This is a genomic window from Streptomyces sp. ITFR-21, from assembly GCF_031844685.1.
GTDB lineage: Bacteria > Actinomycetota > Actinomycetes > Streptomycetales > Streptomycetaceae > Actinacidiphila.
Window position 1 is genome coordinate 2190001 of the sequence record NZ_CP134605.1, and the last position, 26144, is coordinate 2216144.

20 protein-coding genes are annotated in these 26144 nt (G+C 73.7%); 8 read left to right on the top strand and 12 right to left on the bottom strand.

What is annotated here, in order from left to right; all coding sequences use genetic code 11:
• Positions 1-73 precede the first annotated feature (73 nt).
• The 7 genes from ahcY to RLT57_RS09755 all read right to left on the bottom strand — a co-directional run bounded on the left by ahcY (position 74) and on the right by RLT57_RS09755 (position 7500).
• Positions 74-1525, bottom strand: a complete 1452-nt coding sequence (gene ahcY / locus RLT57_RS09725) for an adenosylhomocysteinase (RefSeq protein ID WP_311296970.1) — start codon at positions 1523-1525, stop codon at positions 74-76.
• Between the two features lie 236 nt (positions 1526-1761).
• Positions 1762-2721, bottom strand: a complete 960-nt coding sequence (locus RLT57_RS09730) for a cation diffusion facilitator family transporter (RefSeq protein ID WP_311296971.1) — start codon at positions 2719-2721, stop codon at positions 1762-1764.
• A gap of 98 nt (positions 2722-2819) precedes the next feature.
• On the bottom strand, positions 2820-4022 hold the full coding sequence (gene manA, locus RLT57_RS09735; RefSeq protein ID WP_311296972.1) for a mannose-6-phosphate isomerase, class I: 1203 nt from the start codon (positions 4020-4022) through the stop codon (positions 2820-2822).
• Positions 4019-5173, bottom strand: a complete 1155-nt coding sequence (locus RLT57_RS09740) for an SIS domain-containing protein (RefSeq protein ID WP_311296973.1) — start codon at positions 5171-5173, stop codon at positions 4019-4021. The genes manA and RLT57_RS09740 overlap by 4 nt, the downstream gene beginning before the upstream one ends.
• A gap of 75 nt (positions 5174-5248) precedes the next feature.
• Positions 5249-5428, bottom strand: coding sequence for a Trm112 family protein (locus tag RLT57_RS09745; protein WP_311296974.1), 180 nt, complete (start codon positions 5426-5428; stop codon positions 5249-5251).
• Positions 5429-5644: 216 nt separating this feature from the next.
• The gene (locus tag RLT57_RS09750; protein ID WP_311296975.1) at positions 5645-7003 is read right to left on the bottom strand and encodes a phosphomannomutase/phosphoglucomutase; all 1359 of its coding nucleotides are present in this window, start codon (positions 7001-7003) and stop codon (positions 5645-5647) included.
• A 131-nt stretch (positions 7004-7134) separates the two neighbouring features.
• Positions 7135-7500 (bottom strand): DUF3499 domain-containing protein, encoded by a 366-nt coding sequence (locus tag RLT57_RS09755; protein ID WP_311296976.1) that lies wholly within the window; start codon positions 7498-7500, stop codon positions 7135-7137.
• Between the two features lie 346 nt (positions 7501-7846).
• Here RLT57_RS09755 and RLT57_RS09760 point away from each other — a divergent pair, with 346 nt between their 5' ends.
• Complete coding sequence (locus RLT57_RS09760) at positions 7847-8299, top strand: metallopeptidase family protein (RefSeq protein ID WP_311296977.1); 453 nt, start codon at positions 7847-7849, stop codon at positions 8297-8299.
• A gap of 261 nt (positions 8300-8560) precedes the next feature.
• Here RLT57_RS09760 and RLT57_RS09765 read toward each other — a convergent pair whose 3' ends face one another.
• From RLT57_RS09765 to RLT57_RS09775, 3 genes are all read right to left on the bottom strand, one after another.
• Positions 8561-10030, bottom strand: coding sequence for a DUF5719 family protein (locus RLT57_RS09765; RefSeq protein ID WP_311296978.1), 1470 nt, complete (start codon positions 10028-10030; stop codon positions 8561-8563).
• Positions 10027-13929 carry a glycosyltransferase family 2 protein gene (locus RLT57_RS09770; protein WP_311296979.1) on the bottom strand — a complete coding sequence of 1301 codons (3903 nt, stop codon included), beginning with the start codon at positions 13927-13929 and terminating at the stop codon, positions 10027-10029. The genes RLT57_RS09765 and RLT57_RS09770 overlap by 4 nt, the downstream gene beginning before the upstream one ends.
• A gap of 210 nt (positions 13930-14139) precedes the next feature.
• A complete protein-coding gene (locus RLT57_RS09775; RefSeq protein ID WP_031519519.1) occupies positions 14140-14403 on the bottom strand; it encodes a WhiB family transcriptional regulator in 264 nt (87 codons plus the stop codon).
• Positions 14404-15076: 673 nt separating this feature from the next.
• Between RLT57_RS09775 and RLT57_RS09780 the strand changes: the two genes are divergently transcribed.
• From RLT57_RS09780 to RLT57_RS09790, 3 genes are read left to right on the top strand one after another with little or no spacing between them, the layout of a single operon-like run.
• Positions 15077-15610 (top strand): cysteine dioxygenase, encoded by a 534-nt coding sequence (locus tag RLT57_RS09780; protein WP_311296980.1) that lies wholly within the window; start codon positions 15077-15079, stop codon positions 15608-15610.
• A 39-nt stretch (positions 15611-15649) separates the two neighbouring features.
• Positions 15650-16606, top strand: a complete 957-nt coding sequence (gene cofD, locus RLT57_RS09785) for a 2-phospho-L-lactate transferase (protein ID WP_311296981.1) — start codon at positions 15650-15652, stop codon at positions 16604-16606.
• Entirely contained in the window at positions 16603-17916 is a 1314-nt protein-coding gene (locus RLT57_RS09790; RefSeq protein WP_311296982.1) for a coenzyme F420-0:L-glutamate ligase, read from the top strand. The genes cofD and RLT57_RS09790 overlap by 4 nt, the downstream gene beginning before the upstream one ends.
• A gap of 44 nt (positions 17917-17960) precedes the next feature.
• Here RLT57_RS09790 and RLT57_RS09795 read toward each other — a convergent pair whose 3' ends face one another.
• Positions 17961-18947 (bottom strand): DNA-3-methyladenine glycosylase family protein, encoded by a 987-nt coding sequence (locus tag RLT57_RS09795; RefSeq protein WP_399128370.1) that lies wholly within the window; start codon positions 18945-18947, stop codon positions 17961-17963.
• 51 nt (positions 18948-18998) lie between these two features.
• Positions 18999-20162, bottom strand: a complete 1164-nt coding sequence (locus RLT57_RS09800) for an NDP-sugar synthase (protein ID WP_311296983.1) — start codon at positions 20160-20162, stop codon at positions 18999-19001.
• Positions 20163-20269: 107 nt separating this feature from the next.
• Between RLT57_RS09800 and RLT57_RS09805 the strand changes: the two genes are divergently transcribed.
• The 4 genes from RLT57_RS09805 (at position 20270) to RLT57_RS09820 (ending at position 26077) form a co-directional block, all read left to right on the top strand.
• Positions 20270-21049, top strand: coding sequence for a TIGR03089 family protein (locus RLT57_RS09805; RefSeq protein WP_311296984.1), 780 nt, complete (start codon positions 20270-20272; stop codon positions 21047-21049).
• Positions 21050-21415: 366 nt separating this feature from the next.
• The gene (locus tag RLT57_RS09810) at positions 21416-22702 is read left to right on the top strand and encodes an LCP family protein (protein WP_399128373.1); all 1287 of its coding nucleotides are present in this window, start codon (positions 21416-21418) and stop codon (positions 22700-22702) included.
• Positions 22703-22855: 153 nt separating this feature from the next.
• Positions 22856-24565 (top strand): LCP family protein, encoded by a 1710-nt coding sequence (locus tag RLT57_RS09815; protein WP_311296985.1) that lies wholly within the window; start codon positions 22856-22858, stop codon positions 24563-24565.
• Between the two features lie 39 nt (positions 24566-24604).
• Positions 24605-26077 carry an LCP family protein gene (locus RLT57_RS09820; RefSeq protein WP_311296986.1) on the top strand — a complete coding sequence of 491 codons (1473 nt, stop codon included), beginning with the start codon at positions 24605-24607 and terminating at the stop codon, positions 26075-26077.
• Positions 26078-26144: the final 67 nt, after the last annotated feature.

Sequence of the window (26144 nt, forward strand, 5' to 3'; positions counted from 1 at the left end):
CGACGAGGCCCCCGTCTCGCGGGCGAGACGGGGGCCGGTGCTCGGTGGATCGTCACACGGACGGTGGCGCGGCTCAGTAGCGGTAGTGGTCCGACTTGTACGGGCCTTCCACCGGCACGCCGATGTACGCGGCCTGCTCGGGGCGCAGCGTGGTGAGCTTGACGCCGAGCGCGTCCAAGTGGAGGCGGGCGACCTTCTCGTCCAGGTGCTTGGGCAGTACGTATACGCCGATCGGGTACTCCTCGGGCTTGGTGAACAGCTCGATCTGGGCCAGTGTCTGGTCCGTGAAGGAGTTGGACATCACGAAGGAGGGGTGACCGGTCGCGTTGCCGAGGTTGAGCAGGCGGCCCTCGGACAGCACGATGATCTTCTTGCCGTCGGGGAACGTCCAGGTGTGGACCTGCGGCTTGACCTCGTCCTTGACGATGCCGGGGGTCTTGGCGAGGCCGGCCATGTCGATCTCGTTGTCGAAGTGGCCGATGTTGCCGACGATCGCCTGGTGCTTCATCCGGGCCATGTCCGCGGCCATGATGATGTCGCGGTTGCCGGTGGTGGTGACGAAGATGTCGGCTGTCTCCACCACGTCCTCCAGGGTGGCGACCTGGTAGCCGTCCATGGCGGCCTGCAGCGCGCAGATCGGGTCGATCTCGGTGACGACGACGCGTGCGCCCTGGCCGCGCAAGGACTCGGCGCAGCCCTTGCCGACGTCGCCGTAGCCGCAGATGACGGCGACCTTGCCGCCGATGAGAACGTCGGTGGCGCGGTTGATGCCGTCGACGAGGGAGTGCCGGCAGCCGTACTTGTTGTCGAACTTCGACTTGGTCACGGCGTCGTTGACGTTGATGGCGGGGAAGAGCAGGGTACCCTCCTGCTGCATCTCGTAGAGCCGATGGACGCCGGTGGTGGTCTCCTCGGTGACGCCGCGGATCTCGGAGGCGAGCTGCGTCCACTTCTGCGGGCTCTCGCCGAGGGTCCGGCGGAGCAGGGCGAGGATGTAGCCGTACTCCTCGGGGTCGTCGGCGGCCGTGGCGGGTACGGCTCCGGCCTTTTCGAACTCGACGCCCTTGTGCAGCAGAAGAGTGGCGTCGCCGCCGTCGTCCAGGATCATGTTGGGGCCGCCGGTGGGGGTGTTCGGCCAGGTCAGGGCCTGTTCCGTGCACCACCAGTACTCTTCGAGGGATTCGCCCTTCCAGGCGAAGACCGGGATGCCCCGCGGGTCTTCCGGGGTGCCGTTCGGGCCGACGGCGACGGCCGCGGCGGCGTGGTCCTGGGTGGAGAAGATGTTGCAGGAGGCCCAGCGGACCTCGGCGCCGAGGGCGACGAGGGTCTCGATCAGGACGGCGGTCTGCACCGTCATGTGCAGGGAGCCGGTGACGCGGGCGCCGGCCAGCGGCTGCGCGGCGCCGTACTCCTCGCGGAGCGACATCAGGCCGGGCATCTCGTGCTCGGCGAGCGTGATCTCCTTGCGACCGAACACGGCCAGGGAGAGGTCCGCGACCTTGAAGTCGGCGGTGGTGGTGGGCATGCGGTCTGCTCCTCGCGGTTGAGGTCGAGGCGGACAGGGATACGGCGCGGCCGACGGACGGCTCGGGGTGCGGCGCACTGCGGGCACACCCGTCCCCCTTGCGGCAGCGCAATCCGTCGGAGGCCCTCTCTCCCTCGGCCGGTCACCGAACGGTAACCGCCCGACCGCCATCAGCAGCGACGTCTGGCTAAGGACGAATCTACACCGGTCGGCGCAGGGGACCCAGTGGATCTCGGTCAGCGTCCGCCGGGGGTCTGCGCGGGGTCGGGGCCCGCCGAGGCGGCGGTGTCGCTGTAGATGTCGGGTTCGAGGTAGATGACGCGGGCGAAGGGCTCGGCGGCGCGGATGCGTTCCTCGGCGGCGTCGATGGCGCGGGCGACCTCGCCGGCGGTGTCGTCGTGCCGGACGGCGATCTTGGCGGCGACCAGGAGTTCCTCGGGGCCGAGGTGCAGGGTGCGCATGTGGATGACACCGGTGACGGTGTCGCTGTCGAGGATGGCGGAGCGGATCCGGGCGGCGGATTCCGGGTTGGCGCCTTCACCGATCAGCAGGGACTTGGTCTCGGCGGCGAGGACGAGTGCGATGACGATGAGGAGGGTGCCGATGCAGAGGGTGCCGATGCCGTCCCAGATTCCGTCGCCGGTGGCGAGGGCGACACCGACGCCGGCGAGGGCGAGGGCGAGGCCGATGAGTGCGCCGAAGTCCTCAAGCAGGACCACGGGGAGTTCGGGGGCCTTCGCCCGGCGGATGAACTCGATCCAGGACAGGGTGCCGCGGGTGTGGTTGGACTCCTTGACGGCGGTGCGGAAGGAGGAGCCCTCGGCGATGATCGCGAAGACGAGGACTCCCACCGGCCAGTACCAGTGTTCGACGGCGTGCGGGTGGCGGACCTTCTCGTAGCCCTCGTAGAGCGCGAACATACCGCCGACGGAGAACAGGACGATCGAGACGAGGAAGGCGTAGACGTAGCGTTCCCGGCCGTAGCCGAAGGGGTGTTCCTCGTTGGCGGCGCGCTTGGCCTTCTTGCCGCCGACCAGGAGGAGTGCCTGGTTGCCGGAGTCCGCGATCGAGTGGACGCCTTCGGCGAGCATCGAGGAGGAGCCGCTGAAGGCGAACGCCACGAACTTGGCGGCGGCGATGGCGAGGTTGGCGCTGAGTGCCGCGATGATCGCCCTGGTTCCGCCTGACGCGCTCATAGGTGCTGGATGTCCCTTCCGTCGGCCGGGTCTGTCGCCGCGCCTGCTCGGGCGCCGCGGTCGGACATTCTTGCAGGCGCCGGATGGGTTCGGGGGTGTCAGGCCGCGACGGTGGCGCGGAAGACGGTGGCCGCGCCACCGAGTTCGACGTGTTCGCCGGCCGGGAGGTAGGCGGATTCGCCGCGGACGAGGGTGAGGGCGGTGCCGTCGTCGGCGCGCAGCCTGGCCTCGCCCGCGGTGCACAGCAGGATCTGTGCGGTGCCCTGGTTGAGGGGGCGGGGGTCGGTGCCGGGTGCGAGGACGTAGCGCGACAGGCGGAACTCGTCGATGGGGGCGGCGTACAGCTCCTCGCCGTCGGGGGCGGCTTCGGGGCGCAGCACTCCGGGGTCGCCGGCTTCGAAGCGGACGACGCGCAGGAGTTCGGGGACGTCGATGTGCTTGGGGGTGAGGCCGCAGCGCAGGACGTTGTCGGAGTTGGCCATGATCTCGACGCCGAGTCCTTCGAGATAGGCGTGCGGGACGCCGGCCCCGAGGTAGAGGGCCTCACCGGGCTGGAGGCGGACGTGGTTGAGGAGCATCGCGGCGATGACGCCGCGGTCGCCGGGGAAGCTGTGGGCGATCCCGGCGTAGGCGGCGTAGGCCGTGGCGTGCGGGGTGCCGGGGGTCTCGGCGAGGCGGGCGGCGGCCTCGGCGGCGGCGCGGGCGGTTGCGGCCGTCTCGGCGGGGTCGGCGCCGAGGACGGCGGCGAGGACTTCGCGCAGGGCGCGGTCCTGGGGGTGGGCGCGCAGGATGTCCACGTAGGGGGCGAGGGTGCCGATACCGAGGGCCTCGATGAGGTCGGCGGCCTGCGTGGGGCGCCGGAAGCCGCACAGGCCGTCGAACGGGGAGAGTGCCACCAGCATCTCGGGCTTGTGGTTGGCGTCCTTGTAGTTGCGGTGCGGGGCGTCGAGCGGGATGCCCCGGGCTTCCTCGTCGGCGAAGCCCGCCTTGGCCTGGGCGAGGTCGGGGTGGACCTGGAGTGACAGGGGCGCGCCGGCGGCGAGCACCTTCAGGAGGAAGGGCAGCCGGGGGCCGAAGCGCTTGACCGTGGCGTCGCCGAGTTCGGCGTCGGGGTCGGCGTCGATGACCGAGTCGAGGGGGACGGGTCCCCCGCCGCGGTCGACGCGGGACGGTGCGCCGGGGTGGGCGCCCATCCACAGTTCCGCCTGGGGTTCGCCGGTGGGCTCGGTGCCGAGCAGTTCGGGGATGGCGGTTGTGGAGCCCCAGGCGTAGGGGCGGATGGTGTTGAGGAGGCGGTTCATGCCGGTGATGGTCTCTCGGTCGAGGCGACGGCCAGGTAAACGGCGGCGAAATCCGTCAGGGCGAGGAGTTCGGCGGCGGTGTCGAGGAGGGTGCCGGCCGTGGCGGAGATCTCGCTGAGCGGGGTGTCGTGGGCGTAGGCCTGCTCGCGGACCGCGGGTGCGGCGGAGGCCGGCTGGTCGGCGGCTTCCTGGAGGAGCACGACGCGCAGTCGCAGCCGGTCCGGTTCTTCCAGGCGGTCGCGGAAGAAGTCGTCGGCGTCGACGGCGAGGGGGTGGGCGCCTGCCTGGAGGGGGCCGTGGACGGTGAGCGCCGCGGGAAGTTCCGCGCTGAGCGCGGGGCGGCCGGCGCGGGCGGCCAGGACGGTGGCGAAGCGGCGGGCGCCGACCGCGGCGATCCGGCCCTGGCTCCACAGCAGGGGCAGCGAGCCGTCGAGTTCGGCGGCGAGGGTCTTGGCCGGGTTGGTGTAGGTCGCGACGGCGGGACCGCAGCGGGTGGCGACGTCGTCGAGGGTGTCGGCGACGCTCTGCAGCGCGGAGGGGGGCGCGCTGAGCAGGCCGATGCGGTCGGCGAGGGCGAGCAGCGGGATGAGCAGGGCCCAGAAGGCGCCGGTGTCGGCGGCCGGTTCGTCGGTGGGGCCGAGGCGGGCGGGGCGGCCGCTGGGGTCGGGGGCGGCGAAGGGCAGCGCCATCCCGCGGACCTGCGCGACGGCGTCAGCGAGCGGGGCCTTGGGCGGGGTGACGGCGGCGGCGGTGCAGCCACGCCGGTACGCCTGCTCGACGAGGTCGGTCAGGCCCTGTTCCGTGCCCTGGGTGCTGAGCAGGAGCAGCAGGTCGAGGGAGCCGGCCCAGCCGGGCAGCGTCCAGTGGGACTGCTGCGGGGTGGGTCCGGTGGGGTCGAGGAGCTGGACCGGGCAGGTGCCGGAGCTGAGCGCGGACAGCAGATCGGCGACGGCCGCGGCGTCGGGCCCGCTGCCGGCGATGAGGACGGTTCGGGGGCGGCCGTCCGGGCGCAGTTCGGTGACGCCGGCCTCCTCAGCGAGCCGCAGCGCGGTACGTACCCGGGCACCCGCGCCGGCGACCCCGCGCAGCAGCCCGTGGACGTCGGCGCGGGCGAGCGCGTCGGGGTCCTCCAGCAGCGTCTCGTCGAACAACACGACCTCCGGTCGGATCCGCCTGTGATGCGGTGGTGGTGTGGGCGGGGGGGCTGGTGCGGTGTGCGCCCGGTGTCAGGAGGGGCGGCGGGCTTCGTCCACCAGCAGCACGGGGATCTCGTCACGCACCGGGTAGGCCAGGCCGCAGGTCTCGGAGGTGCACACGAGTTCCTTCGCGTCGGTGTCCTCGCGCAGGGGGGAGTGGCAGGCCGGGCAGGCGAGGATCTCCAGCAGGCTGGGTTCGACGAGCGGCATGTGAGGTGTCCTCCGGGCGGTGTGCGGCCGAGGGCGGCCGGCGTCGGGCATCGGATGCGCGGCGCCGGTCGGCGCCGACCGGTCGGGGTGGCCGGAGGGTCTCCCGCGCGGTCTGCGGTCCGCCTCCGTGCCCTCAGCCTATCGCCGCGCCCGGCGGGCGTACGCCCCCTCGCACACGGCGCTCGGGCCGCGTACGGCCTGCCGGGACGGCCGCGGCTACGCCCTGACGATGCCCAGTACCCGGTCGCGCAGGCGGGTGACGGTGGCGGGGTCGCGGGCCTCGACGTTCAGCCGGAGCAGCGGCTCGGTGTTGGAGGCACGCAGGTTGAACCACCAGTCGGCGGCGGTGACGGTGAGTCCGTCGAGTTCGTCGAAGGCGACGTCCGGCCGGCCGGCGAAGGCGGCCCGTACGGCGGCGGTGCGGCCCGCCTGGTCGTCGACGGTGCTGTTGATCTCACCGGAGGCGGCGTACCGGTCGTAGGCGGCGACCAGCGCCGACAGCGGGCCGTCCTGGGCGCCGAGGGCGGCCAGCAGGTGGAGGGCGGCGAGCATGCCCGTATCGGCGTTCCAGAAGTCGCGGAAGTAGTAGTGGGCGGAGTGTTCGCCGCCGAAGACCGCGCCGGAGGCGGCCATCTCCTGCTTGATGAAGGAGTGCCCGACCCGGGTGCGTACCGCGGTGCCCCCGTGCTCCGCGATGACCTCGGGCACCGACCGGGAAGTGATCAGGTTGTGGATGACGGCGGCTCCGGGGTGCTTGGCCAGTTCGCGGGCGGCGACCAGGGCGGTGACCGCGGACGGCGGCACGGGCTCGCCGCGTTCGTCCACGGCGAAGCAGCGGTCGGCGTCTCCGTCGAAGGCCAGCCCGATGTCGGCGCCGGTCTCGCGGACCCTGGCCTGGAGGTCGACCAGGTTCTTCGGGTCCAGCGGGTTGGCCTCGTGGTGGGGGAAGGTGCCGTCGAGCTCGAAGTACATCGGCACCAGGTCGACGGGCAGGCCGGCGAGGACGGTGGGCACGGTGTGGCCGCCCATGCCGTTGCCCGCGTCCACCACGACCTTGAGCGGCCGGATACCGGAGAGGTCGACCAGGGAGCGCAGGTAGCCGGCGTAGTCGCCGAGCACGTCGCGCGCGCCGATCGTGCCGGGGGCGGCGGTCACGGCCGGCGTACCGGTCTCGGACCACTTCTCGGCGAGCGCCCTGATGTCGGCCAGGCCGGTGTCCTGGCCGACGGGGGCGGCGCCGGCCCGGCACATCTTGATGCCGTTGTAGCGCGCGGGGTTGTGGCTGGCGGTGAACATGGCCCCGGGCAGGCCGAGCCGGCCGCTGGCGAAGTACAGCTCGTCGGTCGAGCACAGGCCGATGCCGGTGACGTCCGCGCCCCGCGAGGCGGCCCCGCGGGCGAAGGCGCCGGCGAGGCCGGGCGAGGACGGCCGCATGTCGTGGCCGATGACGATCGCGTCGGCCTCGGTGACCGTGGCGAAGGCGGCGCCGAAGATCTCGGCGAGCGGTTCGTCCCACTGGTCGGGGACGACGCCGCGCACGTCGTACGCCTTGACGATTTGCGACAAATCGGCCACAGCACACCTCTGTCGGACATCGGTCGGAGCCTGCGCGGGCGCGGGCGGTGGTGGGGCGGTGCGGTGCGGTGTCGGAAGGGGCCCGGTGCACCGAAGAGCCCGGCACAACCTACCGAACGGCGTGGGAGAGGCTACGACTCCGGGGACCGCAGCACCCGCAGGTGGCCGCGCCGGGCGACTTCCCGCGGGTCGATGTCGCGCGCTCCGCCGTGTCCCCGGTCCGGCGGTCTGGCCGCTTCCCGCACGGCGTTGGCCAGTGCTTCGAGGTCGTCGCCGCTGGGCCGTGCCGATCCGGTGTCCGTCGCCAGCCGTACGACCTCCCAGCCGCGCGGGGCGGTCAGCCGCTCCGAGTGCTCCGAGCACAGGTCGTAGCAGTGGGGTTCGGCATAGGTCGCCAGAGGGCCGAGAACGGCCGTGGAGTCCGCGTAGACGTACGTCAGCGTCGCGACGGCGGGACGGCCGCAGGCGGTGCGCGAACAGCGACGTACAGGGCTCACGACGTTGGACGGTACCGCACTCTTGAACGGGCCGCGACGACTCCGGGCGGACTCACCCGGTCGTGTCGCCCGGCCGTCAGGGGAACCACGTGCTCCACTGTGCCCGCGCTGACCTGCGGGGACGATATCCGCCATTCGGCGGCATACCGACGGTGAGGCTCTGGTTACAGCTCTGCCGCCGAACGGATCCGATCCGCGGGTGGCGGATATCCGTCGCTCCGGTGGCCTGATGCGTTCCATGGCCTGCGGCCCGGCCCGGCTCGGGGGCGGCCCGCGTTCGCTCCCGCCGTGACAGGGGCAGGATCTATTGCAGTACGGACCCTCTCCGAGGACTAGGCTCACGCTGATGGACAGCTCGGCTCCCCCCCCTCCGATCCCCCCCGCGTCACGGCCGCGCCACCGCGACCGCCACGGGCGTGGGATGCGCGGACCCATCGCGCCTCCGCAGGTGCCGCTGGCGGTCAGCCGGGCGGAAGCCTTCGACGACCTGGTACGGGACGCCGCCGACCGGCTGGAGCGGCGCTGGCCGCAGCTGGCGGACGTGGAGTTCGCCGTCCAGGAGGTGCCGTGGCCGCAGGACGGCCTCGCCGCCGAAGGGGACCCGGTGCCGCTCGGGCGGCTGATCGGCGCGGCCAAGGACCGGCCGAGCCGGATCGTGGTCTACCGGCGGCCGGTGGAGATCCGCGCCAAGAGCCGTGACGAGCGGGCCCTGCTGGTCCACGAGATCGTGGTGGAGCAGGTCGCCGAACTGCTGGGGCTGTCGCCGGAGAACGTCGACCCCAAGTACGGCGAGGACTGACCACTCCGGGACCGCTCCGGCACCACCGGCCGGGACAGGCCGTCGGCGGCGGCGGTGCCCGCGGCAGGGCCGCGGGCCTCTCCCCCGCTCCCCCGCGTCCCCTCTCGGCGTCCTATTGCCGAGCGCCCTGTCCCAGCGCTGCGTCCCGGCGGCATTAGGCGCCCCGCCGCCCCCAGGCGCCCCGCCGCGTGGCGGCCGGGCGCCGGGGGCGGCGTCCTCGGCGGCCCGGACGTCCTCGCGGCCGCACGCGGGAGCCCGGACTCAGCGGTCGAGGATGCGCAGATCGGCCGCCGCGCGCGGTACCGCGACCATCCCCCGGTCGTCGGGCATCGGCTGGATCGTGAACATCTGCACCCCGTCCAGTGGCAGGGCCAGCGTCCGTGACGCGTAGAGCTGCCCGCCGGAGATCCGCTCGACGGTCACGGCGTACGTCCCTTTCAGGCCGCTCGGCTGCGGCGGCGCCATGGCCAGTGTCGCGCCCGCCTTGACGGTGACCGTCCTGCTGGCCGCGGTGCCGCCGCCGGAGCCCGCCGACGAGGTGACCCGCGCGGTGACGGACCGGCCGACCGCGGTGAGCGAGAGCGTGGAGCCCTTGGCGCGGTTGTCCGCGACGCTGGCCCGGGTGTCGATCCTCGGGGTCGCCGGCAGGAAGGCGATCTCCTGGCCGGCCCCCTTGCCGCGTGTGACGCGGACCGCGGCGACCACCGGCACGGGGGTGTGCACGTCGCTCGACCCGATGACGAGCGAGGCGGCGTCGCCCTTGGTGACGTCCCCGAGGTCCACCGAGGCCGTCATGCCGCTCTTGACGTGCAGCGTCTCGTGCCCGGCGGGGGTGATCAAGCCGGTGGAGGTGGCCAGTTTCACCGTGAGGTCGGCGTCGTCGGAACCGGTCGCAAAGGCCACCAGGCGCACGTCGGCGGCATCGGCGGGGATACCGGGCAGCACCAGGCTGGTGGCGGGGTCGGCGGCCGGGGCCATCCAGTCCGCGCCCGCCTTGGTGTCGGTGGACTCCAGTAGGGCGCCGACCCGGCCGCTGCGGGCCACCACGTGGGCGGTCAGGTCGGCGGCCTTGTCGGCCACGATCGTGGACAGCAGCACCGGCTCCGTACCGCCGCCGGGGACCGTGATGCCGTCCCCGGTGGATGCTTTGAGCAGGCCGTTCCTGCCGTAGAGCTCGATGTCGACGACCGCGGGCGTCTCGTCGGGGTTGACCAGCTGCACGTAGTCCTGGCGGGTGCTCTCGGTGCTCGCCCCGGGGAACCAGAACTCGCTGTCCGGTACGACGCACGAAGCGCCGAGCAGGCCGCGCCCCGGTCCGCTGTCCACGACCGTGGTCTGCTGGACCGTCCAGCCGGGCGCCAGCGGCCCGTCGGCGGTGCCGACGAGGGCGGGCGCGTCGGACCTGGTGGTGCCGGCGGTGGCGGGCTTGCCCGGGGCGGCCAGCGGCGCCACCGGCCTGGCCTTGGGCGTGACCGGGACGAGCTCGGCGCTGCTGCTGCCGCCGCCGTCACCCGATCCGCCGGATCCCGGCGGGGTGAAGGACGTGTACTGGGTGGTGGCGAAGTCCGAGCTGGAGGGCTCGGGGCACAGCAGGCTGCTGCGCTGCACGGGGAGCCGGGCGGCGGAGGCCGCCGGAGCCGCCTCGGAGTCACCGCCGTCGAGCGCGGCGGCACCGGTCAGTACCGCGAGCGCGACGACGGCGCCGGCCAGGGAGATCGTGGTGCGGTTCACTGGTGGTTGCTCCCGTCGCGGCGCTGGTCGCCTTCTGGGTAGTACGCGCCGGGGTCGGGATAGGCGGCCGGATCGGCGTAGCCCTGGCCGTCGGGGTAGCCCTGGCCGTCGGGGTAGCCCTGGCCGTCGGGGTAGCCCTGGCCGTAGTCCCGGCCCTCGCCGTAGCCCTGCTGCTGACCGCCGTACCCGGCCTGGTCGTCGGGGGCGGGCGCGTAGGGGTCGTAGCCGGGGGCGGGCGGAACGTAGCCGTAGCCGTCGGTGTAACCGCCCTGCTGCTGCTCATAGGTGCCGGGGGCCGGGACGGGCACCTGGTCGGGGGCCGCCGGGTACGGGCCGCCGTCCCACTGCTGCTGTCCGGGGTCGGCGCCCTGGGGGTAGGCCGGGTCCTGGTAGCCCTGTTCCTGGTAGCCGTAGCCGGTGTCGGTGCCGGCCGGCGCCGCATAAGGGTCGTAGCCGCCCTCGGCCGGGTCGTAGCCGCCCTGTGCGTACGGGTCCTGCCGGTACGCGTCCTGCTCGGCGGGTTCCCGCGTGTCGGGGGCCGCGGGTTCCTGGGCGTCGGGGGCCTGGGCGCCCTCGGCCTCGGCGGCGGCTTGCAGCCGGCGGGCGCGGCGGCCCTCTCCGGCGGCCTGGGCGGGGATCTTTGCGGTGAGCGGGCCGGCGCCCGCGGCGGTGGCGCCCTCCGGCTCGGGCAGGTCGTCGTCGACCTCGCGGCGGCGGCCGGGCAGGGCCAGCACGATGACCACAAGCAGGAGGAACGCCTGGGTGCCGAGCCAGCCGATGTGGGTGACCGGTTCCTCGAAGGTGACGTCCAGCCGGCCGGCCGAGGGGGGCAGTTCGAAGCCCTGCGCCCAGCCGTCGACGGTGGTCGGCGTCAAGGACTCGCCGTCGAGGGTGGCGTGCCAGCCCGGGGCGGCGGAGTCGGCCAGCCGCAGGACGCGGCCCGAGGGCCCGGCGGGCACCTTGGTGTGCGCGTCGACCCGGCCCGCGGCCACCCCGACGGGCTGTGCGCCCTTGCCGGTGATGGTGATCCTGGAGACGTCCGTGTTGACCCGCCACAGCTCGGTCCCGCCGGTCTGGCTGACCCGGGACAGGCCGGGGGTGCTGTCCAGGACCCGGCCGTACGAGCGGGGCGCGCCCTTCTGCGCCAGGACGTAGCGGATCGCGTATCCGGCCAGCCGGGTGCCCTGGTCGGCGCCGGAGCCGGCCACCAGGTTGGCGACGACGTCGTCCAGGGTGGCGTCGGGACCGGCCTCGGCGGCGAGCTCGGCGTCGCCGAGCCGTACGCCCGAGCCGCGGACGAGGGCGTAGGAGACGCTGCCCCCCGTGCCGCTGATGACCAGGGTGCGGGGCTGGTCGCCCGAGGTGCTCTCCTCCGCGACGAAGGCGGGCACCTGTCCGGGGTCGGTGCGCTTGATCGGGCCGTCGGCGCCGTCGATCACCCAGGTGAAGGCTGCCAGCAGGGGCGCCGCCACGGCGGCGACGGCGACCAGTCCGGCCACGGGCTGGCGCCAGCCGAAGCCGCTGGCGGCGATCCGCTCGTTGGCGTTCTCGGCGCCGACGGCGGCGGCGGCCAGCAGCGCGAGACCGTAGACGAGCGTGGCCGGGCCCGCCCAGTCCTTGCCGTTCTCGATGACGGCGAAGAGCAGGCCGACCAGGGCGACGGCCCAGGCGGCGACGATGGCGGTACGCCGCGTGTCGCGCATCAGGGCGGCGAGCGCGGCCAGCACCACGCCGATGAGCAGGAACCCGCCGGACGCCTTGGGGCCGCCGGGGCTCAGCAGCAGCAGGTCGACCCCGGAGGCGGAGCCGGTGCCGTAGGGCAGTCCGGCCTGGTCCATCAGGCGCCCCGGGTGGCTGAGCAGGCCCAGCGACCAGGGGGCGAGCAGCACGATCGGTGTGATGACCAGCGCCGCGAAGCGGAGCAGGTGCGGGACGACCAGTTGCTGCCTGCCGGTCGCGAGCCGCCAGCCGAGGGTGCCGGCGGCCAGCAGCAGGGCGATCGGCCAGGTGACCGGGGTGAAGGCGGTGGTGAAGGTCAGCATCAGGGCCAGCGCCCAGGTGGCGCGCCAGCTGGGGCGGGCGCCGCGTTCGATGGCGTTGGCGCTGAGCTGGAGGCCGGCGGTGGCGACGGCGGCGCGGGCCATCAGCGGCAACAGGATGGCCAGGACCGCGGTGCCGAGCCGGCCGGCGGCAAGGGCCCCGGTGACGGCGGGCAGGAAGGCGTAGGCGACCGACGCCCACGCGCGCAGCAGCCGGGACTCGGTCAGGGGGCGGGAGGCGAAGTAGGCGGCGACACCGGCCAGCGGCACGGAGGCGACCAGGAAGAGCGTCAGGGTGAGCCCGGTGGAACCGAACAGGACCGTGGCGAAGAGCGCGAGGACCGCGATGTAAGGCGGCGCGGCCTGGGTGCCGCCGGTGCCGAGGGGATGCCAGGAGCCGGCGTAGGTGGACCACAGGTCGGACGCGCCGGGGGCGGCGGGCAGTAGCGCCCCGCCGGCCAGGGCGCCGCCGCCGAGCAGCGCACGGCACGCGGCGAGGGACACCAGGAGCAGCAGCGCGAAGAGCACCGGGCCCGGTTTGCGGGCGATCTGCTTGAGCCGGGCGAACTGCTCGATCTCCAGGAAGTCGCCGTCCTCGTCACCGGGGCCGGACTCGACGCCCGCGCCGCCGTGGCGTCCCGCCGCGGCGGTGGCGTCGTCGGCGCGGCCGGGGAGGTTGCTGACCACCTGGTCGACGGTGGCGCGCACGGTGGCGCCGGGCGGCGGGAACAGCGGGCGCAGTTCGGCGGGGGGCACTTCGCCGCGGCCGCGCCGGTTGCGTGCCGCGAGCAGGCGGCCGGGGCGCAGCAGGACGCCCATCAGGCCGACGATCTCGTCGACGGCCTGGCCGGGGACCTTGCCGACCAGGTAGGCCAGGGTCCGCAGCAGGGTGCCGACGACGATGCGTACGACCACGTAGGGCAGCAGCGGGCCGCGGGTGTTGGCGAGCAGCGTGTAGACGGCGCCGGCCTTGTCGACGCGGTGCGGGTTGACCGCGGACCGGCCGGCGCAGTCGACGGGGCGGCGCTCGCGGGAGGCGGCCTCGGCATGGCGCAGTACGGCGTCGGGGGCGACCAGGACGGTGTGTCCGGCGGCCTGGGCGCGCCAGCAGAAGTCCACGTCGTCGCGCATCAGAGGCAGCCGGCGGTCGAAGCCGCCCAGTTCCTCCCACACGTCGCGGCGCACCAGCATGCCGGCGGAGGACACCGACAGCACCTGGCGTACCTGGTCGTGCTGGCCCTGGTCCTGCTCGCGGCGCTCCAGGCCGGTCCAGCGGCGGCCGCTGCGGGCGATGCTGACGCCGACTTCGAGCAGCTGCCTGCGGTCGTACCAGCTGCGGAGTTTGGGACCGATGATCGCGGCTGACGGAGAGGTGTCGGCGGTACGGAGCAGGGCGGCGAGCGCGCCGGGGTCGGGTTCGCAGTCGTCGTGCAGCAGCCACAGCCACTGGACGGGTTCGCCGTACGGGTGGTCGGGCTCGTCGTAGACGTCGTCGTTCCAGGTGCGGCGCACCGGGTCCCAGCCGCTGCGGCGCTCCAGGTAGGGCAGCTGGTCCGCGGTGAGCGGGGGGGCGGCGCGCACGGCCTCCTCGACGGCGGCGCCGAAGCCGGTGCGGCGGGCGAGGTGCAGGACGCGCTGGTCGCCGAGCGATTCGGCGAGCAGGCGGGCGGAGTCGTCGGCACTGCCGGTGTCGGCGGCGATGACGTCCTGGACCGGGCGGTCCTGGGCGAGCAGCCCGGAGAGGGCTTCGGGCAGCCAGCGCGCGCCGTCGTGCGCTACCAGCACGGCGGTGACGACATGGCGCGGGAACTCAGGGGTGCCGACCTGATGAGCGGCCGGAGCTGGGCTGTTCACGGACATCGAGGTTCAGGCCCCGGTTCGCTGGACTGCGGTGGACGGTTGCGCCCGCTCGGCGGCGGGCCCACGTCATGGACGGCCCCCCACACTAACGGCTTACGCCGGGGGTGCCCGCCGACGCGGTCCGGGTGTGAGAACAACGGCAGCCCGCCCCCCGTGCCGGTGGGGCGCGGGAGGCGGGCTGTCCGCGGGCGGTGCGGCGCGGACCTGAGGTCAGACGACGCCCTTCTTCAGACGGCGGCGTTCGCGCTCGGACAGACCGCCCCAGATGCCGAAGCGTTCGTCGTTGGCGAGGGCGTACTCCAGGCAGTCGGAGCGGACCTCACAGGCGAGGCAGACCTTCTTCGCCTCACGCGTGGAACCGCCCTTCTCCGGGAAGAACGACTCGGGGTCGGTCTGCGCACAGAGCGCACGCTCCTGCCAGCCGAGTTCCTCGTCGGCCTCTTCGGCCAGCAGCAACTGGAACTGCTCGGTCATGCGCGCCCCTCGTCTGTCGTGCTTCCCCGTGATGTTGCCTGCCGTCACCATGTCCGGCTGAACGACACGAGTGAAATTACAAGTGTGCGGATCCGAGCCAGTCAAGCCGGAATCTGCTATTGGGCCCGTTATTCACTCCGCTGAACCAAGGCGTAACGGAAAGTGTTGATATCCGCCAAAAAACTCTCATGGGCCAACCGCGGTCGCGCCGGCCGGCCGGCCACATACCGTCAGACGCTGCGGCGACGCACCGCGTTCCGCCGTTCGGATGAAACGTCGCGGATCACATTTCGATCACAGAAGCACAACGTCACACCGGGCGGCGTGTCCCGGCGGACCGGAATCGGATCCTCATCAGATCTGCACGGATGCCGCACCATCTATCCGCACCTTCCGATACACAAACCTTTCAGTACTGTGCGTTACCGGATCGGGTGAACATGAAAGACATAGTGGACATTGAGTTGACAGGCAGCCTCCGGAAACGGTCTTCTTGACCTCATGTCCGCCGAGCCCATCGCGCCCACCCGGACTCGCCGCCGCGAGTCCCGCTGCGTCGCGCTCGCGCAGAGCTGTCGTTGTTCCTGTCGCTGCCGCTGAATCCCCCTGCCCGGGACCGCCACGGACCCGGCACCGTCCCACGTCACGCGCACCGCAGAGGAACACCACCCCCATGTACTCCGACGTCTCCATCGCCGGTGACCCGCTGGCTCTGCCCCACCTGCTCCCCCCGGTACCGCAGCACCCCAGCACCGTGGCCGAGTTCGCCGGACTCGCCCGCGCCGTCGCCGCCGACCGCGCGCTATGGGTGCCCATGGTGCGGTACGACGCCACCACCCGCTGGTACGCCCGCCTGCAGACCGGCCCCGGCTACGAGGTATGGCTGCTGAGCTGGCTGCCCGGCCAGGGCAGCGGCCGGCACGACCACGGCGCCTCCTCGGGCGTTCTCGGCGTCCTGCGGGGCACATTGCGGGAGCACGCCCTGGGCGCGGGCGGGGAGTCGACCCGGGTGCTGACGGCCGGACTCCAGCGGGCGTTCGCCCCGGGCTACGTCCACGAAGTGGTCAACGACTCACTGGAGCCGGCGGTGAGCGTGCACGTCTACTTCCCCGGGCTGACCGAGATGACGCCCCACGGCTGCACCGCCGGCGGCCGTACGGAGCATCAGGCCGCGGCGTCCGTGCCCGCGGCCCCGGCAGGAACGTGACTTATCGCCCCGGCCGGACGGGCTGACAGACTGGGGACCATGCGAATCGTGGTTCTGGCCGGAGGTATCGGGGGCGCGCGCTTCCTGCGCGGCCTCAAGGCAGCGGCGCCGGAGGCGGACATCACCGTCATCGGCAACACCGGAGACGACATCCATCTGTTCGGGTTGAAGGTCTGCCCCGACCTCGACACCGTCATGTACACCCTCGGCGGCGGCATCCACGAGGAGCAGGGCTGGGGGCGCGCGGAGGAGACCTTCGCCGTGAAGGAGGAGTTGCGCGCCTACGGCGTCGGACCCGAGTGGTTCGGCCTGGGCGACCGGGACTTCGCCACGCACATCGTCCGCACCCAGATGATCGGCGCCGGCTACCCGCTGAGCGCCGTCACCGAGGCGCTGTGCGCCCGCTGGAAGCCGGGCGTGCGGCTCATCCCGATGTCGGACGACCGGGTGGAGACCCACGTCCTGGTCGAAGTGGACGGCGAGCGCAAGGCCGTGCACTTCCAGGAGTACTGGGTACGGCTGCGGGCCTCGGTCACGGCGCACGCCGTGGTACCGGTCGGCGCCGAGGGCGCCAAGCCGGCGCCCGGAGTGCTGGAGGCGATCGCCGAGGCCGACGTGATCGTCTTCCCGCCGTCGAACCCGGTGGTCAGCGTCGGCACGATCCTCGCGGTCCCCGGGATCCGCGAGGCCATCGCCGAAGCGGGGGTGCCCGTGGTGGGGCTGTCCCCGATCGTGGGCGACGCCCCGGTACGCGGGATGGCCGACAAGGTGCTGGCCGCGGTGGGCGTGGAGTCGACCGCGGCGGCGGTGGCCGCCCACTACGGCAGCGGTCTGCTCGACGGCTGGCTGGTGGACACCGTCGACGCCGGCGCGGTGCCCGAGGTCGAGGCGGTGGGCATCCGCTGCCGCGCCGTACCGCTGCTGATGGAGAGCGTCGAGGCCACCGCCCGGATGGCCCGGGAGGCGCTGGCGCTGGCCGAGGAGGTGCGGGCGTGACCGACCTGCCGCGGTACGAGGTGTTCGGGGTGCCGGGGATCGGGGAGGTGCAGCCGGGGGCAGACCTGGCCAAGCTCATCGCCGCGACCGGGGTCGAACTGGCCGACGGCGATGTGCTGCTGGTTACCTCGAAGATCGTCAGCAAGGCCGAGGGCCGGATCCTGCGGGCCGGGGACCGCGAGGCCGCCGTCGACGCGGAGGCGGTACGGCTGGTGGCCCGGCGCGGGCCGACCCGGATCGTGGAGACGCGGCACGGGTTCGTGATGGCGGCGGCCGGGGTGGACGCCTCCAACACCCCGCCGGGCACGGTGCTGCTGCTGCCCGAGGACCCGGACGCGTCCGCCCGGCTGGTCCGGGAGGGGCTGCGCGAGGCGCTCGGGGTACGGGTGGGGGTCGTCGTCACCGACACCTTCGGCCGGCCCTGGCGCGAGGGGCTCACCGATGTGGCCATCGGCGCCTCCGGGGTGCGGGTGCTGGGCGACCTGCGCGGCGCCCTGGACTCGCACGGCAACGAGTTGAGCATGACGGTCACCGCCACCGCCGACGAACTGGCCGCCGCCGGCGATCTGGTCAAGGGCAAGGCGACAGGGGTACCGGTCGCGGTGGTGCGCGGCCTGAGCCGGCTGGTGGACCCGGAGCCCGGGGCGGCGGACCCGGGCGCCCGCCCTCTGGTGCGCGTCGCGACCGACGACATGTTCCGCCTCGGCACGTCGGAGGCGGTACGGGAGGCGGTGTCCCTGCGGCGGACCGTGCGGGAGTTCACCGACGAGCCGGTGGATCCGGCGGCGGTGCGGCGGGCCGTGGCCCTCGCCGTCACGGCCCCGGCGCCGCATCACACCACGCCGTGGCGGTTCGTGCTGCTGGAGTCCGCGTCGGCCCGGACGCGGCTGCTGGACGCCATGCGGGACGCCTGGGCGGCGGACCTGCGGCGGGACGGGTTCTCCGAGGAGAGCACGGCCAAGAGGCTCAGGCGCGGGGACGTCCTGCGCGCGGCGCCCTACCTGGTGGTGCCGTGCCTGGTCACCGAGGGCGCGCACCCGTATCCCGACGCGCGGCGGGCGGCGGCCGAGCGGGAGATGTTCGTGGTGGCCGCCGGGGCGGGCGTGCAGAACCTCCTGGTCGCGCTGGCCGGGGAGCAGTTGGGGTCCGCCTGGGTGTCGTCCACGATGTTCTGCCGGGACGTGGTACGTGAGGTGCTCTCGTTGCCGGCGGACTGGGACCCCATGGGTGCGGTCGCCGTGGGGCGGCCCGCGGCGCTTCCGCCGGCCCGGACGGCCCGCTCCGAGGCGGACTTCCTGGTCGTGCGCTGACGTCCGGGCCCGTCCGCCGGCGGCCGTGTTGCCGGCCGGCGCCCTCAGGAGTGCCGTGTCGGCGGGTTGGGGGCCAGGCGGGGGGTCTGCCGGGGCGGCGAGGGGGTGGTCAGGAGGATGAGGCGGGCGGCGCGGTGGCGCTGGCCGGGGTAGGGGGCGAGCAGGCGGAGCATGGCCTCGTCGGTGGAGCGGCGGGTGCCCTCCAGGGCGTAGCCGATGTGGTGGGGAAGGTGGAGGTCGCCGACGGTGAGGGCGTCGGGGGCGCCGTGGCTGCGCTGGAGGGTTTCCGCGGCGGTCCAGGGGCCGATGCCGGAGATGGTCTGGAGGCGGGCGGCGGCGTCCTCGGCGGGGACGGCGGCAAGGGCGTCGAGGCGGGGGCCGACGCGGACCGCGCGCAGGACGGTGGCGGCGCGCTTGGCGTCGACGCCGGCGCAGTGCCAGTCCCAGGAGGGGATGCGGGCCCAGCCACGGGCGTCGGGCATGACCCGCATCCGGTCGGCGGGGGCCGGTCCCGGAGCGGGCTCGCCGTGCTGGAACAGGAGCAGCCTCCAGGCGCGGTACGCCTCGACGGTGGTGACCTTCTGTTCGAGGATGGTGGGGATCAGCGCCTCGAGGACCAGCCCGGTGCGGGTGAGCCGCAGCCCCGGATGGCGCCGGTGGGCGTAGTAAACCACGCGGTGTCGCGGCACAAAGGCCGCCGGATCGTCGTGGGCGCCCAGGAGGCCGGGCAGGGCGTCCAGCAGCCAGTCCGCGCCCGGACCCCACGCCTGCCCCTCCAAGGCGGCCGGGCTGCCGGTGACGCGCAGGGTGCCGGGCCCGGCGGGTGTACGGCTGGCCCGCCACACCGCGCCGTCGGGGGTGATCCGGAAGGCCGGGTCGCCGCCGCCCCGGCGCAGGGGCATGACGGTCAGCCGTACGTCGAGCGGTCCGCCCGGCACCCATGTACGCGTCCGCGGCGGTGCGGTCACCGCGCCGGGGCGGCTCCCCGGGGGCGGACCGCCGCCCTCAGGGCGCGTACGCGGTGCAGGCATCCGCCGAGCGTACCCGGCGCCGGGACGGCTCCCCCCGGCCGCACCCCCGGGCTACTGGTCGGAGGAGAAGCGGATCGCGCCGGCGTCGATCCGCGCCCGGCACCACACCCGGGCGCCGGGCGCGAGTTCGTTGTCGGGGCCGACGTACGCGCCGTCGCCGATGACGACGCCGTCCAGGACGGTCCGGGCGCCGACCCTGGCGCCCGCGCCGACCAGGGAGTTCCTGACCACCGCGGCCGCGTCCACCCGGGCGCCGGCCAGCACCGCACTGCCGTCGACCCGTGCCCCCGAGCCGATGACGGCGCCCGCGCAGACGCACGTGCCGCCGGAGAGCTTGGCGTCTTCGGCGACCTGGGCGCCGGGCAGCACGAGGCGCTCGCCGTGGCGGCCGGGGACGGCCGGCGAGGGGGCGCGTCCGAGCACCAGGTCGGCCGAGCCGCGGACGAAGGCGTGCGGCGTGCCGAGGTCGAGCCAGTACGTGGAGTCGACCATGCCCTGCAGGTGGGCCCCGGCGGCCAGGAGTTCGGGGAAGGTCTCGCGCTCGACGGAGACCGGGCGGCCGGCCGGAACGGTGTCGATGACCGACCGGGTGAAGACGTACGCGCCGGCGTTGATCTGGTCGGTGACGATCTCCTCGGGCGTCTGCGGCTTCTCCAGGAAGGCGGTGACGCGGCCGGACGAGTCGGTGGGCACCAGACCGAAGGCCCGCGGGTCGGGCACCTTCGTCAGGTGCAGCGAGATGTCGGCGCCGGTGCGGCGGTGGGTGGCGACGAGCGCGGGGATGTCGAGGCCGGTGAGGATGTCGCCGTTGAAGACGAGCACCGGGTCGCCGGCCGCGGAGCGCAGGCGGTGGGCGACGTTGCGGATGGCGCCACCGGTACCGAGCGGGTCGGTTTCGGTGACGTACTCCAGGTGCAGCCCGAGCGCGGAGCCGTCGCCGAAGTACGGTTCGAAGACCTCGGCGAGGTAGGAGGTGGCGAGCACGACGTGCTCGACGCCGGCCGCACGGGCCCGCGCCAGTTGGTGGGTGAGGAAGGGCACGCCGGCCGCCGGGATCATCGGCTTGGGGGTGTTCACGGTCAACGGCCGCAGCCGGGTCCCCTTGCCGCCGACCAGCAGGATGGCCTCGGTCGCGGAACGGCGCTCGGCGCGTCCGGCGAAACCCGTGGCTTCGGCGGCCGCCCTGAGGCTCTGTGCAGGCGTGGGTGCAGGCATGGGGAAGATGGTGACATAAGGCGTGAAAGCTGATGAATCCCGATCTGACGGCCCGTCGGTCACGTCACGCGACGCTACTCGTACGGCCCAGCCGGGACTACCCGATCATGCCAGGTAGCCTGACCGGCGTGACACCCACCACCGGTACCCCCGCCGCACTGCTCGCCGCCGCTCTGCGCACCGACGCCGCCAGGCCGCTGATCACCTTTTACGACGACGCGACCGGCGAACGCGTCGAGCTGTCGGTGGCCAGCTTCGCCAACTGGGTCGCGAAGACGGCGAACCTGCTGCAGGGCGATCTGGGGGCCCGGCCGGGCGACCGGCTGGCGCTCCTGCTGCCCGCGCACTGGCAGAGCGCGGTGTGGCTGCTGGCGGCCTTCTCGACCGGCGTGGTGGTGGCACCCGGTGGCGATCCGGCCGGCGCCGACCTGGTGGTGACCGGGCCCGACACCCTGGAGGCGGCGCGGGCCTGCCGGGGCGAGCGGGTGGCGCTGGCGCTGCGCCCGCTCGGCGGCCGCTTCCCGCGGCCGCCGGCCGGTTTCTCCGACTACGCGGTGGAAGTGCCGGGCCAGGGCGACCGCTTCGCGCCGTACGCGCCGGTCGGGCCGGACGCCCCCGCGCTGGAGCTGCCGGGCGGCGCCGTACTGGGCGCCGGCGAGGTGGTGGACCGGGCGCTGGCGTCGGCGCGGGTCCTCGGGCTCGCCCGCGGCTCCCGGGTGCTGTCCGGGCTGCCGTACGGCACGTGGGACGGGCTGGCCGCCGGACTGCTGGCGCCGCTCGCGGTCGACGCCTCCGTCGTCCTGTGCCGCCACCTGGACGCGCTGCCCGCGGAGCAGCTGGCCCGGCGTCAGGACTCCGAGCGCGTCACGCACACGGCGGGCGGATGACCGTACGGGCGGGCGGGCACGGGGCCGTGACGACCGCGCCGTTCGCACGGCCGCGCCCCGGCGCCCCGCCGCGACGGGACGGGACGGGACGTTCGTACGATCACATGACCGTACGACCGGAAGTCCGTACGACTGCGTACCCGTGAAACCGCACACCCGTACGATGTTTCGTCCGCCGACCCCGTCCGTCCCCCGGCCGGATGCCCGGGTTTCCCCTGAACCGCGCGGGGAATTCGGCATGACAGGCAACCAACCGAGCCGTTCGACTGTCTGAACGGGTGCTGGTGGGGTACTCGGGTTCGATTCCCCGAAAACAGCCGGCAACCGGCCACCCGCCGGGTGGACATCTGAGGGACAGGCAGCGACGTGACCACGCCACACGAGCCCCCCAAGGGCGAGCCCGCCGCCACCACGGCTCCCGAAGGCTCTCCGGAAGCCGGGACCGGCGCCCCCGGCCGGCGGCCCGGCTACCGGTGGCTGCGTGTCCTGGCCGTCTGCACCGCGTTCCTCGTCCTCGCCCTCGGCGCGGGCTCCTGGTACCTGTACGAGCGGCTCGACGGCAACATCACCACCGACACCACCGCCGAGAACGAACTGCGGGCCCAGGACGCGGAGCGGCCCACGCAGGGGCCGGACCGGGCCGAGAACATCCTGCTCATAGGTTCGGACAACCGCGGCGCCGGCAACGAGAAGTACGGCCACGACAGCGGCACCCAGCGCTCCGACACCACGATCCTGCTGCATTTGGCGGCCGACCGCGGCAGCGCCACCGCGGTGAGCATCCCGCGCGACCTGATGGCGCGGGTGCCGGACTGCACGAAGTCCGACGGCAGCACCGTCCCGGCCCGGTTCGAGCAGTTCAACTGGGCGTTCGAGCGGGGAGGCGCCGCCTGCACGATCCGCACGGTCGAGGACATGACGGGCATCCGGATCGACCACCACCTGATCGTCGACTTCACCGGCTTCAAGAGGATGGTCGACGCGGTGGGCGGCGTCGAGGTGTGCGTGCCCGAGCCGGTGCACGACGTCAACGCCCTGCTCGACCTGCCCGCGGGAGTGCAGAAGCTGGACGGGGAGCAGGCGCTCGGATACGTACGGGCCCGCGAGAGCCTCGGCGACGGCAGCGACACCCAGCGGATGGAACGCCAGCAGGACTTCCTGGCCTCGCTGGTCAAAAAGGTGCGCAGCGACGGCGTGCTGCTCAACCCGGTCAGGCTCTACCCGCTGCTGTCCGCGGCCACCTCCTCGCTGACCGCCGACCCGGGGCTCGACTCGCTGACCGAGCTGTACGACCTCGCGCACGGCATCCAGCAGACGCCGACCGGGGCGATACGTTTCCTCACCCTCCCTCAGGAGCCCTACGTCGCGGACCACAACCGCGACCAGCTGCTGCAGCCCGACGCCGACACGCTGTTCACGGCGTTGCGCGAGGACCGGGCCGTCAACGTGACCGGGGACGTACCCGCGGGCTCCCCGAGCGCCTCGCCCGGCACCGTGACGCCCACCACCGCCTCGCCCGGCGCCGGGACGCCCACCGCGGCGACACCCGCCACCGGAACACCGGCCACCGGCTGGCCGGCCATGACCCCCACCCCCGGTCCCACGTATCGCGGAACGACCGCGGACCGTGACATCTGCGGCGAAGACCAGTGAAAAGCCACCGAGGGCACCCACAAGTCGCCGACGGGATCGTCAAGGTTTGTCCGGTTGTAGGGACACGGGATTCGTCACGGCCGCGTGTCGGCGCTGAACTGTGCGGCTAATGTGAGCGCTCCGGCCCATCCCGGATGGAGGACCCGAGGGACCGTGGACACGCAAGGCCGTAGGAACATCGACCCGGCGGACCAGTGGGTGCTGGACCCGGAAACGGGCACGTACCAGCTGCGGTTGGAGCCGGGCGACGCGCCGTCACCGAGCGTGCCGACGCAGGGCAACGCCCGTGGCACCGCCGAGCGTTCCGCGGAACCCTCCGACGCCGCGCCCCCCGGCGACGGGCCGTCCCGCCGCGGCCGCCGCGCCGCGCGGAACGCCGCCGCGGTCCCGGCCGGTCCGCGCAGCCGCCGCAGGACCAAGCAGGGGATGTCGCGCGGCAAGAAGGTGCTCGCCTGGACCGGCGGCGTCCTGGGCTTCGTGGTGATCGCCGCGAGCGTCGGCGGCTACCTGGTCTACGAGCACATCAACGGCAACATCACCACGGTCGACGTCGGCGACGCGGGCAGCAAGAGCGTCACCCACGAGGGCCCGATGAACATCCTGGTGATCGGCACCGACAGCCGGCAGGGGCTGGGCGGCAAGTACGGCGACACCGGCAGTGTCGGGCACGCGGACACCACGATCGTCTTCCATGTCTCGGCGGACCGCAGCAACGCCACCGCGGTGAGCGTCCCGCGGGACATCGTGACGGCCATCCCGGACTGTCCGACCAGGCAGGAGGACGGCTCCACCAAAGTCGTCCCCGGCACCCCCATGCAGCTCACCACGCCGAAGTTCAACGAGAGCCTGGGGCAGGACGGCCGCGACCCGGGGTGCACGATGCGGCTGGTGTCACAGATGACCGGCCTGCGGATCGACCACTTCATGATGGTCAACTTCGAGGCGGTCAGGACCCTTTCCACGGCGGTCGGCGGTGTCGACGTCTGCCTGGCCCGGCCGCTGGTCGATCCCAAGTCGCACCTGAACCTGAGCAGCGGCCCGCACAAGATCCAGGGCGAGCAGGCGCTGGAGTTCGTACGCACCCGGCACGCGCTGCAGAACCAGAGCGACCTGGACCGGATCAAACTGCAGCAGAACTTCCTGAGCGCGATGATCCGTCAGATCAAGTCCAGCGGCACCCTGACCAACCCCTCGAAGCTGTGGACACTGGCGAACGCGGCCACCAGGGCGCTCACCGTGGACAGCGCGATCGGCAGCGTCAGCAAGCTCAGCAGCCTGGCCAAGGACCTCAGCAAGGTCGACACCAAGCACATCACCTTCACCACACTGCCGGTGGTGGACAACCCGAACGAGAAGATCCACGCGACCGTCGTCGTCGACCCCGTCAAGGCACCGCAGCTGCTGTCCATGGTCAGGAACGACGTCTCGCTCACCGAGGTGCGGAAGGCCCCGGCGGCGCCCGACCCGCGGCTGGTGGGCCCCAAGGCGGCGCCGCACGACACCCGGGTCAACGTCCGCAACGGCAGCGGCGTCATCGGCGCCGCCCAGGACACCGTGAACTGGCTGCAGAACGAGCAAGGCGTCAACCGCTCGGCGAACGCGGGCAACGCTCCCGCCCCGCTCACCAGGACCACCCTGGAGTACGCGCCGAACCAGGCCGACCAGGCCCGCTCGCTGGCCGCCATGATGGGCCTGCCCGCCACCGCCCTCCACCAGGGCACGGCCGACGCGGAACCGCTCGCCTACATGACGCTCACCCTGGGCGCCGACTTCACCAGGCCGGGTGCTCCGATCGGCACGCCGACCACCGTGCCCGACGGGGTACAGAAGACCGAGGCGGACAGCACGGCGTGTGTCGGATGATCCGGCCGGCCGGCAACTGTACGGAGGACCGAGGCGACCGTGGACGCGCAAGGGCCTGACTTCGTGGACCCGGCGGACCAGTGGGTGCTGGACCCGGCGACCGGCACCTATCAGTTGCGGCTGGGCCCGGCGGATCCGGCCGCCCGGCAGGAGCCGCCGCAGCCGGCCGCCGAGGCGCCGCCCGGTCCCGCCCGGCCGCCGGGCGCGGACCGCGCCGCGCCCGCTGCCCCCGGCCGCGGCGGCCGTCGCGCCGCGGCCCCGCCCGGCCGCCGCCGGCGCAAGGCGCGCAAGAGCGGCAACAGGCCGCTGTTGTGGGCGGCGGGCGCGGCCGGGGTGGCCCTGGTGGCCGGCGGGGTCGCCGTGCTCGCCTCGGGGCACTCCGCGGGCAACCGCGTCGGCACCGTGGACATCGGTGACGCGGGCGCCAGGACGCTGTCGTCCAGCGGGCCGATGAACCTGCTGCTCATCGGTGCCGCCGACGCCCCGACGGGCGGCGCCGGAGCCGCGGACACCACGATCCTGCTGCACGTGGCGGCCGACCGGAGCAACGCGACCGCTGTGGGTATCCCCGGCGACGTCGTCACCGGCATCCCCGACTGCCCCACGGTGCGGCAGGGCGGCGGGACCAGGGTCGTCCCCGGCTCGCCGCAGCACGCCGCCTCCCCCACGGCGGCCGACAGCCTCGGGGTGGACGGCCGCGACCCGGGCTGCGCCGTACGCCTGGTCGAGCAGCTCACCGGCGTCCGGGTCGACCACTTCCTGATGCTCGGGTCCGCGCGGGTCCGCGCCCTGTCGACGGCGGCGGACGGCGCCGGCGCCTGCTTCGCCGAGCTGCCCGCGGACCCCGCACGGCTGAGGACGCTGGCTGCGGCGAAGGCGCTCACCGTGGACACCCCGCTCGGCAGCGAGACGGCGCTGGACGGTCTATCCGGGCAGTTGGGCAAGGTGGACGCCGGGCACCTCACGTTCACCACGCTGCCCACGAAGGCCAACCCGGCCGACCCGGCGCACGCCACGGTCGTGGTCGACCGGGACAAGGCGGCGCAGCTCTTCTCACTGGTCAGGAACGACGTCCCGCTGTCCGGGAGGCCGGCGGCGCCCGATCCCCGCCTGGTGGGACCCAGGACGACCCCGCACGACACCAGGGTCACCGTCCTCAACGGCAGCGGCGTCTTCGGCGCATCCCAGGACGTGCTCAACTGGCTGCAGAACGACGAGGGCGTCAACCGGTCCGCGAACGGCGGGGACGCGCCCGCACCGCTCGCGAGGACCACCCTCGCCTACGCGCCGAACCAGGCCGACCAGGCCCGCTCGCTGGCCGCCATGATGGGCCTGCCCGCCACCGCCCTCCACCAGGGCACGGCCGACGCGAAGCCGCTCGCCTACATGACGCTCACCCTGGGCGCCGACTACACCGCGCCGGGCACCCCCATCGGGCCGCCCACGTCACCGCCCAAGGGGCTCCGGATGACGACCGCGGACCGTGCGGGGTGCGCCGTCGCGCCTCAATAGGCGCCGGGCCGTGCCGCCCGGGTGCCCGCCGGGTCCTCGACGTGCCAGCCGACCGTTTTACGTGCTC

Coding starts and splice junctions, on each gene's coding strand:
- ahcY (WP_311296970.1), bottom strand. CDS start 1,525: ATGCCCACCACCACCGCCGACTTCAAGGTCGCGGACCTCTCCCTGGCC.
- RLT57_RS09730 (WP_311296971.1), bottom strand. CDS start 2,721: ATGAGCGCGTCAGGCGGAACCAGGGCGATCATCGCGGCACTCAGCGCC.
- manA (WP_311296972.1), bottom strand. CDS start 4,022: ATGAACCGCCTCCTCAACACCATCCGCCCCTACGCCTGGGGCTCCACA.
- RLT57_RS09745 (WP_311296974.1), bottom strand. CDS start 5,428: ATGCCGCTCGTCGAACCCAGCCTGCTGGAGATCCTCGCCTGCCCGGCC.
- RLT57_RS09760 (WP_311296977.1), top strand. CDS start 7,847: ATGGACAGCTCGGCTCCCCCCCCTCCGATCCCCCCCGCGTCACGGCCG.
- RLT57_RS09770 (WP_311296979.1), bottom strand. CDS start 13,929: ATGTCCGTGAACAGCCCAGCTCCGGCCGCTCATCAGGTCGGCACCCCT.
- RLT57_RS09775 (WP_031519519.1), bottom strand. CDS start 14,403: ATGACCGAGCAGTTCCAGTTGCTGCTGGCCGAAGAGGCCGACGAGGAA.
- RLT57_RS09780 (WP_311296980.1), top strand. CDS start 15,077: ATGTACTCCGACGTCTCCATCGCCGGTGACCCGCTGGCTCTGCCCCAC.
- cofD (WP_311296981.1), top strand. CDS start 15,650: ATGCGAATCGTGGTTCTGGCCGGAGGTATCGGGGGCGCGCGCTTCCTG.
- RLT57_RS09795 (WP_399128370.1), bottom strand. CDS start 18,947: ATGCCTGCACCGCGTACGCGCCCTGAGGGCGGCGGTCCGCCCCCGGGG.
- RLT57_RS09800 (WP_311296983.1), bottom strand. CDS start 20,162: ATGCCTGCACCCACGCCTGCACAGAGCCTCAGGGCGGCCGCCGAAGCC.
- RLT57_RS09805 (WP_311296984.1), top strand. CDS start 20,270: ATGCCAGGTAGCCTGACCGGCGTGACACCCACCACCGGTACCCCCGCC.